Raw genomic sequence first — 11,059 nt, 5'->3', positions numbered from 1 at the left:
GAGCCGGATGAGCGGAAACTCTCACGTCCGGTTCTGAAGCCGAGCATGGGGGGCGACCTCCATGCTTAGGTTAACGGTTTCCAAATGTCCAAGGAGGCTCAAGTGACAGAAGAACAAAAACAGCAAGAAAAAACACAAACAGAATGGGCAGCGGAGAACGCAGGCGGAGCATCCAATTCCGCTGATGACGCATCCGAGGCAGCCGCCTCCGATGAATGGGGTCATCAAGGGAAAGTGCAGGAGGCCCCTCGGGAAGCGGTAGTAGAAGAGAGTGCCGCGCCCGAAACAGCGGAACCCACCGCCGCCGCGCCGGAAACCCCGGACGCGAGTCCGGAAGAGTACATGGCGATGGAAGCCTTAGTCCAGGCGAATCAAGCTTTTACCATTCAGTTAGAAGAATTAAAAAGCCAATATGCCCGATTAGCCGCCGACTTTGACAACTTCCGCAAGCGCACCCAAAAAGAAAAGCTCGAACTCGAAGCCCAAGCCAAATGTGCCACCATCCGGGAATTGTTATCCGTCGTGGATAACTTTGAGCGAGCTAAAGAACAAATCAAACCCCAAAACGATGGGGAAATGAACCTTCATAAAAGCTACCTGAGCGTTTATAAGCAAATGGTAGAAAGCCTCAAGCGCATCGGCGTCTCCGCCATGTATCCCAAGGGAGAAGAGTTCGACCCGAACTTCCATGAAGCCGTCATGCGCGAACCCACCCGGGAATATGCCGAAGGCATCGTCACCGATGAATTCCGCCGGGGTTATATGCTAGGCGATCGCGTCTTGCGACACGCACTGGTCAAAGTCGCGGCAGCACCCGAGGATGACGAAGAAGCTCCAACCTCAGAAACTCCCGACAGTCCTCAAGAATAACCCCACCTCAAATGATCGGCGGCATCCCAGTCGCCTGATCCCCGGTCCGAATCTCTCGCACCAACCCCCAGTATCCTCCCCCCACTCCGTCGCCCTCCCCTGTCGCGACGGGAACCCACCCTTCCCCCAATTGCCACGCACACCTTAATCGCCGAACCGCTATGGGAAAAGTCATCGGAATTGACCTCGGGACCACCAATAGTTGTGTTGCTGTCTTAGAGGGCGGTAAACCCAACGTGATTAGCAACACCGAAGGCGGACGCACTACCCCCAGTATTGTGGGAATTGCCAAAAACGGCTCGCGGGTTGTCGGACAGCTTGCCAAACGCCAAGCCGTCACCAATGCCGAAAACACCGTCTACAGCATCAAACGCTTTATCGGTCGTCGCTGGGAAGACACAGAAGAAGAACGATCCCGAGTTCCCTACACCTGTACCAAAGGTAGAGACGACACCGTAGATGTCAAAATCCGGGGAACCACCTACACTCCCCAGGAAATTTCGGCCATGATCCTGCAAAAGCTCAAAGAGGATGCCGAAGCCTATCTCTCCGAAGAAGTCACCCAAGCGGTGATTACGGTTCCGGCTTACTTTACCGACGCTCAACGCCAAGCCACCAAAGATGCAGGCACGATCGCCGGATTAGAAGTGCTGCGAATTATCAACGAACCCACCGCCGCCGCCCTCTCCTACGGCTTAGACAAACAAGGACAAGACCAAACCATTCTCGTTTTTGACCTCGGAGGCGGGACCTTAGATGTCTCCATTCTCCAACTCGGAGACGGCATCTTTGAAGTCAAATCCACCTCCGGCAACAACCACCTCGGCGGGGATGACTTTGATACCACCCTGGTTAAATGGATGGTCGAACAATTCCGCATCAATGAGGGGATCGACCTCTCCGTCGATAAAATGGCCGTCCAACGGATTCGCGAAGCCGCAGAAAAAGCCAAAATTGAACTCTCCTCTCGGGAAACTGCCGCCATTAACCTGCCCTTTATCAGCGCCGACGAAACCGGACCCAAGCACTTGGAAATGGAGTTGACCCGAGAGCAGTTTGAAGAACTCGTCAGCAATTTGGTCAAACTCAGCTTAGAACCCGTCGTTCAGGCGATTAAAGATAGCACCCTGAGTATCGATGAAATTGACCGGATTATTTTAGTGGGCGGTTCGACGCGGATTCCGGCGGTTCAAAAAGCCATCAGTGATTATTTTGGCGGCAAAGAACCCGATCGCACGGTCAATCCTGATGAAGCAGTGGCGATCGGGGCCGGAATTCAAGCCGGGGTCCTCGGGGGCGAAGTCCAAGATGTCCTCCTGTTGGACGTGACTCCCCTCTCCCTCGGCATCGAAACCCTGGGCGGCGTTTTCACCAAAATTATCGATCGCAACACGACCATTCCCACCAGTCGCGCCCAAACCTTCTCCACCGCCACCGATGGCCAACGAGAAGTGGAAATCCATGTTCTGCAAGGGGAACGGGCAATGGTCAAAGATAACAAAAGCCTGGGCAACTTCATCCTGGATAAAATCCCCCCCGCACCCCGAGGAGTTCCTCAAATCGAAGTCTCCTTTGAAATTGATGCCAATGGCATTCTCAATGTCGCCGCCACAGACAAAGGCACCGAACGAGTCCAAAGCATTCAAATCACGAGCACAGGTGGGTTGAGCGACGAAGAAATCGAGAAAATGCGTCAAGATGCGGAAAAATATGCCGATGAAGACCGCTATCGCAAACAAGTCGCAGAAATTAAAAACCAGGCTGAAAGCCTGTTCTATAATTATAAAGCGACTCTGAAAGATAACGTGGCTCTGTTGAGCGATGAGCTCAAGGCAGAACTCAAGGACCGAGCGAAACAGCTAAAAGCAGCGCTCGAAAATAAAACCGTTGAGGTTGAAGAGCTTAAACAGCGAATGTCCGCATTCCAAGAAACTCTCTTCTCTGTGGGAATTGCCGTTTATCAGCAATCTAACCCAGTGGAGGAAGAAGAGGAAAAAGAAGAGGCCAATACATCGGAGTAATTCCCGATCGGTCCCTAGACTGAGGTGGGAATCAGCGGTTGGGTCTTTCTTAGAAAGAGAAACCTGCTCCTCTTCGGTGGCGATCGCTAATTCCCTCTCTTTCAGGGTTCTGGTGGGCGATCGGAGACCTAACCCCCCAGCCCCCTTCCCTCAGAGGGACGGGGGAGCCGGAAAGCAATCCCAGCCAGAAAAAATTCGATTATTCTCCCTACCCTCTTAGGTCTCAAAGCCCCTCCCCTCAGAGGGGAGGGGTTTGGGGAGAGGTCTCCTCCCTGATTCACCAAACCGAACCTTTCTGGGGTTGTCGCCCTCGGCACTGCCCCACCCATGACAGTCCATTGCTTGCGTCCCTTTTGTTTTTTATTTTTACCAGAAGCGCTCTATGGCCCGCGATTACTATGAAATTCTAGGTGTTGCTCGCACTGCTGACAAAGAAGAGATTAAACGTGCCTACCGCCGGTTAGCGCGCAAATATCACCCAGATGTCAATAAAGAAGAGGGCGCTGAAGAGCGCTTTAAAGAAATCAATCACGCTTACGAAGTCCTGAGCGAACCCGAAGTCCGCGCACGTTATGACCGATTTGGCGAAGCCGGAGTCAGTTCCGGTGCCGGAGGGCCAGGATTCGGTGATATGGGCGATATGGGCTTTGCTGACATCTTTGAAAGCTTTTTTAATGGCTTTGCTGGGGGTGGTGTTCCCGGTCAACAGGGCCGCAGAAGAAGCGGTCCGGTGCGTGGGGATGACCTCCGCCTGGATTTGAAACTGGATTTCCGCGAAGCCATATTTGGCGGCGAAAAAGAAATTCGCATTTCTCATCTGGAAACCTGTAGCTCCTGTGTGGGAACTGGGGCCAAACCTGGAACCCGTCCCCGTACCTGTGGCACCTGCAATGGCGCAGGACAGGTCCGCCGTGCTACCCGCACCCCCTTTGGCAGTTTCACTCAAGTCTCGGTTTGTCCCACCTGTAACGGCACTGGGGAAACTATTGAGGATAAGTGCGAAGCTTGTAATGGCGCTGGAGTCAAACAAGAGACCAAGAAACTCAAAATTAACGTGCCACCGGGTGTGGATAACGGGACTCGCTTGCGGGTTTCTGCCGAAGGCGATGCCGGGGCCCGGGGTGGTCCGTCCGGGGATTTGTACGTTTATTTGTTCGTGAATGAAGATGCGGAGTTTCAGCGCGACAATATTAATATCCTCTCGGAAATTAAGATTAGTTATCTCCAGGCGATTTTGGGATGTCGTTTGGATGTGAATACGGTGGATGGACCCACGGAACTGACGATTCCTGCGGGTACTCAACCGAATACGGTGATGAAGTTAGATAATAAAGGGGTTCCGAAGTTAGGAAATCCGGCAGTGCGTGGGGATCATCTGATTTCCGTGGCGATCGAGATTCCGACGAAGTTAACCGCAGAAGAACGGCCCTTGCTGGAACAGTTGGCAAAACTGAAAGGCGATCGCACGGGGAAAGGGGGTAAAGGATTTTTAGGAGATTTGTTTAACAAGTGACCCAAGAACTTACACCTGAAACCAGTTATCCGACTCTGGATCTGCGCGGCACTCCTTGTCCCATGAATTTCGTGCGGACCAAACTGCGCTTGGATAAAATGAATCCCGGGGAAGTGCTAGAAGTGTGGCTGGACCCGGGAGAACCCATCGAACAGGTTCCTGATAGTCTGCGAATGGATGGACATATCATGGAACTGATTGAGGACCGAGGGGGGTTTTTTGCCCTGCAAGTTCGACGTGCGGCGACTCCTGCATGAGTAACGGCAAACCTGAAGCAGAGACCCTGAGGGGTGCAACAACTCCGGGTGATCGCCTCGCGGAAAACGGCGATTCCGGGACCAGGGGAGGGAATCCCGATAGCGGGAATGAGTCCCTCCCGGGCGATCGCCTGGAGTTGCTCTCCCCAGAGACTCCTCCCGAGTCTGAATCTCCGATTACGGGGACAGTTGTCGCAGTCCAAGCGAATTATTATCGGGTGCAGTTGGATCAGCCGGTGACGACAGCATCGACTCTGCTTTGTACCCGGCGATCGCGCTTGAAAAAAATTGGAATTCAGGTGATGGTGGGCGATCGGGTGGTGATAGAAGAACCGGATTGGGAAGGTGGCAGAGGTGCAGTCGCCGAAGTCTTCCCCCGGCAAACGGAACTGGATCGTCCGGCGATCGCCAACGCCAACCAACTCCTCCTCGTCTTCGCCATAGAAGAACCCACCCTCGACCCCCATCAACTCACCCGCTTTTTAGTCAAAGCCGAATCTACGGGATTATCGGTTTTGTTGTGTTTAAATAAAACGGATTTAGTTTCAGAACAAGAGCGAATGGAGTGGCAAGAACGGTTAGAAAGTTGGGGCTATCAACCGTTATTTATTAGTGTAGAAACCGGAGTGGGGATTGATGCCGTGCGCGATCGGCTCAAAGATAAAATCACCTTAATTTCCGGCCCTTCCGGCGTCGGCAAATCCAGCTTAATTAATCAACTTATCCCCTTCGCCACCCTGCGCGTCGGCGATGTATCCGGCAAACTCGGACGGGGACGCCACACCACCCGCCATGTCGAATTATTTGACTTACCCACCGGAGGACTCCTCGCCGACTCCCCCGGATTCAATCAACCCAACCTCGACTTCCCAGCGCGAGAATTAGCCGAATATTTCCCCGAAGCGCGCCAACGCCTGCAAGAGGGAACCTGTCAGTTTAGCGACTGCCTACATCGGGACGAACCCAACTGTGTAGTCAGTGGAGACTGGGAACGGTATGACGATTATTTAGAGTTTCTGGAAGAGGCAATTATCTATGAAGAAATCCTCTCCCAACAAAGCAATCCCGAATCCAGCCTGAAAGTCAAAAGCAAAGGCAAAGGAACCGAGCAAAATGAGCCGAAGTTAGAATCAAAAAAATATCGGCGCGTTTCTCGACGGTTTGAACATCAAAATTTAGAACAATTATACCAGGATTTTGAGGAAGAAGAAAATCAGGAATTTTGATGAAAACCCCGCAGGCTAAAGCCTGGGGCTACACAGACAAAGCCTGCCTACGCAGGCTAAGAGATAAAATGGATTTAAAACAACCAGAGTTGGTATAACACCACGTCATCGGGATAAAATCATCAGCAAATGGCTCAAAACTGTTCATTTTTGAAAAATATGAACCTATATGCTACTCATAATCAAACCCCATCACCCACCCGTTAAATTATGCAAAATTCCCTCCATTCTCCGAGCAATTGTATTTTAACAATCCTTTAATTTTCTACACTGGATCACCTCCGGATAAAAGGGAATAAATGGTACTTTTTTCTGGTAATATCGAATGACAAGTATCCTAACTAACTCAAATATCTCCACCTCATAAAAATTGATAGTGGGAGAACCGATAATTTGTTTTAAAGTGTCTAATGTACCAAACTTCTCCAACGCTTTTGCCACATCGCTTCTGACATCCGAGTCGGAGTGGGAGAGGGCATCGATTAAGGCGGTTACTGCTTCTGGTGTGCCAATCTCCCCCAGTAACAATGCCGCATCGCTTCTGACATCCGAGTCGGAGTGTGAGAGGGCATCGATTAAGGCGGTTACTGCTTCTGGTGTGCCAATCTCCCCCAGTAACAATACCGCGTACCTTCTGACATACGAGTCGGAGTGGGAGAGAGTGGCGATTAAAGCTGTTACTACTTCTGGGATGCCCATCTTCGCCAACGCCTCTACCGCATCGCTTCTGACATCCGAGTCGGAGTGGGAGAGAGTGGCGATTAAAGCTGTTACTACTTCTGGGATACCCATCTTCGCCAACGCCTCTACCGCATCGCTTCTGACATCCGAGTCGGAGTCGGAGAGGGCGGCGATTAAGGCGGGTACTGCTTCTGGGGTGCCCATCTTCGCCAACGCCTCTACCGCATCGCTTCTGACATCCGAGTCGGAGTGGGAGGAGCCAGGGATTAAGGCGGGTACTGCTTCTGGGGTGTCCATCTTCCTTAGCGCCCATCCCACATCGTTTCTGACATCCGAGTTGGAGTCGCGCAGGGCGTCGATTAAGACTGTTAATGCTTCTGGGGTGCCAATCTTCTTCAGGGCGATTGCTGCACAGATTCTGACATCCGAGTCGGAGTGGGAGAGGGGATCGATTAAGGCGGTTACTGCTTCTGGTGTGCCAATCTTCCCCAGTAGCAATGCCGCCCAGATTCTGACATCCGAGTCGGAGTCGCGCAGGGCGTCGATTAAGGCTGTTACTGTTTCTGGTGTGCCAATCTTCTTCAGTACCAATGCCGCCCAGATTCTGACATCCGAGTCGGAGTGGGAGAGGGCATCGATTAAGGCTGTTACTACTTCTGGGGTGCCAATCTTCTCCAGCGCACTTGCTGCATCGCTTCTGACATCCGAGTCGGAGTGGGAGAGGGCGTCGATTAATGCGGATACGACATCTGGGGAGCCAATCTTCTCCAGCGCCCTTACTGTAGACCATCTGATATAATTAGTAGAGTTGGAGTCCCAGAGAGCGTCGATTAAGCCTGTTACTGCTTCTGGGGTGCCAATGTCCCCCAGTACGAATGCCGCATACCCTCTGATATCGGAGTCTGAGCCGCGGAGGGTGGCGATTAATGCGGGTACGACTTCTGGGGTGCCAATCTTCCCTAGTACCAATGCCGCACCTCTTCTGACATCCGAGTCGGAGTCGGAGATGCAGGCATTTTGCAACTTCTGGGACATCTGCAAATTATTTTCGCCCAGTGTAACCACGGTTGAGGAGATAAAATTGAGACTGGGATAACGATGCCACAGTTGATAAAGCCGATCGCAGATGGCTTCCCTCACTGGATGAGAAAGGTTTTGGCATTCCGCCAAACATCGCCCTGCTAACAGCAGCAGACTCCCAAAAATATCATCCTTTTCCTGGGCGATCGCTTCCAAAAGTGGAACCGGATTTTTGAGCAATCCCGCCAGCAAGGTTAAGGTTTCGTGCCAGTCATATTCCCAGAAATGCGCTCTAACTAACGCCATTCCCTGCTGTAGATCTCGTGCCATGACTCGCTTTAAATAGGCAGCGGTGAAATACTCCTGAAACGTCCGATGTAGAAACAGATAGTTTTTGCCGTCACGGGTTAACTTTTGGATAATGCCATCTTCCTCAGACAGTTCCGCCATTAATTCCTCCGTCGGATAATTTTGGAAATCTCTGACAGCGTTCTCCCCTTGCAGGTATGTCTCGATCGCCTCGTATAGTTCATCCTCATCAAAAATCTCTTGCCCTTGACAGCTAAACCCATAGGCTAAGGTTTCTAAACACCGAATTTTTGCCAGAATCTTTCCCCGGCGTTGTAGATCTCGGTTCCCGCGCCATTCCTTGAGCATACATTCCACGGCTTGTTCATACAGTTGAACGCGCCGCGTTGGGAAAGTTAGTTTTTTCGATTGATAGAGACTGCAAATCAACGACAACAACAGGGGATTTTGGGCTAACCCCTGAATTTGCGGTTTGCGTTTCAACTCTTCTATCAAACTGCTGGCGGAAACTGCTTCATCCTGAATATATCCCGCTGCATTCACAAACCAGGTTTGAATATACCGTTCCAATTGCCTTTGATTAAACGGGACGATTTCCACCTCTTTGGCATCCGGCACAAACCGCCCGTCATATCCGACAATCCGGGAAGTGACAATTAGGGGGCCGGGATAGTTCCGAGCAAGGCGGCCTAACTTCTCCCCTAAGCAATTGCGAGCCTTTATTGGCACTTCATCCAAGGCATCTAACAGCAACAAACACTGACCCAACTCCAATTTTTTCCGCAAAAAGGTTTCAATCTCTTGCCAGCGTTTTTTGGGATAGTCTTGCTGAATTAACTGGGGAATCGCCTCAATTATTTCTGCATCAATGTCCTGCAATTTCGACAAGCACAAAAATAGGGGAAACACCACCCGATCAATCGACTGGTGTTCCCGGAGTTTCTGCCGTTCCTGTCGCGCTTGGGAGAATGCTTCCATTTTTAATAGCGTTGATTTTCCCATCCCCGGATCGGCTAAAACTATAATCCTCAGAGGTTTCGTTTTCGCCTCTTGATGTTTCGTTTTCGCCTCTTCCCAAGGCACTTGCACTCGTCGCGATTCTTCCTCCATGCCTTTGAGACCATAGGCGCGTTTCTGTTCCTCCTCAGATTCCGCATATCCCCAAGTCGTTTCCACCTGGTGGAGATCGCGTCGTTCCAGGGTGACCTCAATCGGGATATATTGGTCTTTTAAAACAATCTTTTCCTGGGTGTGAAACATCCGCAGCTCCTGGAATTGAGTTTCGATCGCCTCCAGAAACCGACAAATAGCATTCTGACGCGGTTCTAATCCCAGGGCCGCTAATTGGGCCGTCAGATTATCCCAGCGAATCACATAACTATCATCGCTTTCATCGTTTTCATCACTGCCCTGAATCACCCCCACCACGCCGCCCAATTCCGGAGAAAAAACCGGCCCACCACTGGTTCCCGCCTCTACTTTGGCATTCAGTCGATAGGATAAAAAACTCGATTTTGCTTGAGGGAGAACATTCCAAGGATTGTTACCATCCGGCTGGTGCTTGGGATAGGTAGATACTATATTCAACGGCGCACTCTGCCGGATATCCGAGGCGGAAACATCAAACCCGTCTGGAAAGTTTCGCTGTGGATCTCTGGGAAATCCATAAACCATCACCCCAGTTGATAAATTAGCCGGATTAATGACCCTTACCGCTTGGGCATTTTCCACCTCGATTTTGAGAATGGCAATATCGACCTCCGGATTCGACAATTCCCCACACCACTGCGCCGGATATCTCTTGTCCTGATATTCGACTTCTAGAGTGTTTAAACGATAGATAACATGGTGACAGGTGATGAAATAGCCATCAGCCCGAATCATAAATCCGGACCCCTTAAGACTCTGTTTTTCCTCATCGAAGATTTTCACCATCGATGAGCGAATTTCATCAATTCCACACCCGTTCATCTCCATCCCTCCCACTCAGGTTTACGGTGTTTTGCTCCCGTTGAGTGCCCACTCAACGGTAACTTTGACATTAGCTTGGGCCGATCCCGTCGTTACAAAGGGGATTCCCGTTTCCCCGCCCACCTGCACCCCAAATTCCAACGTAACCTTACTCGGTTCCGAGTGACTCATGCCTTGTTTAACCGCATCAAGTACAATCTGCGAATAACCCCCAACTGTACTCATCATCGCCTTTATAAACTTGTCCGTTCGTTCTTTAATATCATCAATATCATCAATAATACCGACCGCTTGAACTCCGTTCTTAGAAACATTCTCATACTGAATGTAGATTTTTTCACCATCCGGGCCGAGAATTTCCGTTATCTTTGTAGACATTGACACTCCTCCTAGAGAATGATGGGATTGCAGGTTTGATGGCGGGGAGAGACAGCCCATTTATGGATTCACTGCCGGAATTGTCCCGGCCACTCCCAGAAATCGGAATCACCGATGCTTCCGCTGTTCTTGTGGCACTACAATTGTAAATCCCTCGGGGCGATTCGGTAAAGCCTTCTCCCAGTCAAAGCCGCAACCGGCCCTAATTGCCCGGTTGTCATAGAAACCCGGTTTCTGAGTCCGTTGGCAGGAGGCAAGAAGCGGGGTTTCTTGGCAAGATTTAGATAAGGAGGCAAAGGTTATGGCAGAAACCGGGTTTCTACAGCAGTAGTTTGCTGGGTGAGGAGTTAACGGATGGGCTAAAATCCTGATTAGATAGCCATTAGAGATAAACTATGAAAATTAAAGCAATGATTTGGCAAGAAGATGATATTTGGTGCGGTTCAGTCCCCGCCCTTCCCGGTTGTCACACCTGGGCATCGACTTATGAAGAGTTGTTAGAAATGCTTGCAGAAGCGGTTCAGGGTTGGCTGGAAGTGGCGAGTGAACAACAGGAAGTCAACCCAGAAAAACAGTTAATCGAGTTATTTTTATGAAAATAGAGAAAATGATAAACTAGAGTTGAATGCCCAAATAATATTCATGCCCAGGAAGATTCGAGAGTTGAAAGCTCAAATTGCACAGTACGGGTTTGTTTAGTTGCCTAAGCGCGGCAAGGGCAGCCATGAGCGTTGGCGCTGGTTGACTGACAAAACTTAGTCAGGCGGATACTTGTAAGTATGTATTTTGAACTCAATACGGTAGGTACGGTCG

Annotated in this window: 8 protein-coding genes; 6 read left to right on the top strand and 2 right to left on the bottom strand. The window is 50.6% G+C overall.

What is annotated here, in order from left to right; translation table 11 throughout:
* Window positions 1-84: 84 nt before the first annotated feature.
* The 5 genes from grpE to rsgA all read left to right on the top strand — a co-directional run bounded on the left by grpE (window position 85) and on the right by rsgA (window position 5,887).
* A complete protein-coding gene (grpE, locus tag NG795_RS27990; RefSeq protein ID WP_367291878.1) occupies window positions 85-870 on the top strand; it encodes a nucleotide exchange factor GrpE in 786 nt (261 codons plus the stop codon).
* Window positions 871-1,031: 161 nt separating this feature from the next.
* Window positions 1,032-2,891 carry a molecular chaperone DnaK gene (gene dnaK / locus NG795_RS27985; protein WP_367291877.1) on the top strand — a complete coding sequence of 620 codons (1,860 nt, stop codon included), beginning with the start codon at window positions 1,032-1,034 and terminating at the stop codon, window positions 2,889-2,891.
* A gap of 382 nt (window positions 2,892-3,273) precedes the next feature.
* Window positions 3,274-4,404: a molecular chaperone DnaJ gene (gene dnaJ / locus NG795_RS27980; protein ID WP_367291876.1), complete on the top strand. Its 1,131-nt coding sequence runs from the start codon at window positions 3,274-3,276 to the stop codon at window positions 4,402-4,404.
* A gap of 62 nt (window positions 4,405-4,466) precedes the next feature.
* Window positions 4,467-4,661, top strand: coding sequence for a sulfurtransferase TusA family protein (locus tag NG795_RS27975; protein WP_436836097.1), 195 nt, complete (start codon window positions 4,467-4,469; stop codon window positions 4,659-4,661).
* Entirely contained in the window at window positions 4,658-5,887 is a 1,230-nt protein-coding gene (rsgA, locus tag NG795_RS27970; RefSeq protein WP_367291874.1) for a small ribosomal subunit biogenesis GTPase RsgA, read from the top strand. Before NG795_RS27975 ends, rsgA begins: the two co-directional genes overlap by 4 nt.
* Window positions 5,888-6,133: 246 nt before the next feature.
* On the opposite strand, the gene NG795_RS27965 is transcribed toward rsgA, so the two are convergent.
* The gene (locus NG795_RS27965) at window positions 6,134-9,868 is read right to left on the bottom strand and encodes a HEAT repeat domain-containing protein (RefSeq protein WP_367291873.1); all 3,735 of its coding nucleotides are present in this window, start codon (window positions 9,866-9,868) and stop codon (window positions 6,134-6,136) included.
* A gap of 21 nt (window positions 9,869-9,889) precedes the next feature.
* Window positions 9,890-10,246, bottom strand: coding sequence for a CU044_2847 family protein (locus tag NG795_RS27960; protein ID WP_367291872.1), 357 nt, complete (start codon window positions 10,244-10,246; stop codon window positions 9,890-9,892).
* Window positions 10,247-10,641: 395 nt separating this feature from the next.
* Between NG795_RS27960 and NG795_RS27955 the strand changes: the two genes are divergently transcribed.
* Window positions 10,642-10,842, top strand: coding sequence for a type II toxin-antitoxin system HicB family antitoxin (locus NG795_RS27955; protein ID WP_367291871.1), 201 nt, complete (start codon window positions 10,642-10,644; stop codon window positions 10,840-10,842).
* Window positions 10,843-11,059: the final 217 nt, after the last annotated feature.

The organism is Laspinema palackyanum D2c, from assembly GCF_025370875.1.
Classification (GTDB): domain Bacteria; phylum Cyanobacteriota; class Cyanobacteriia; order Cyanobacteriales; family Laspinemataceae; genus Laspinema; species Laspinema palackyanum.
The sequence above is the reverse complement of the archived record's forward strand: the minus strand, read 5'-3'. Positions and strand labels throughout refer to the sequence as shown.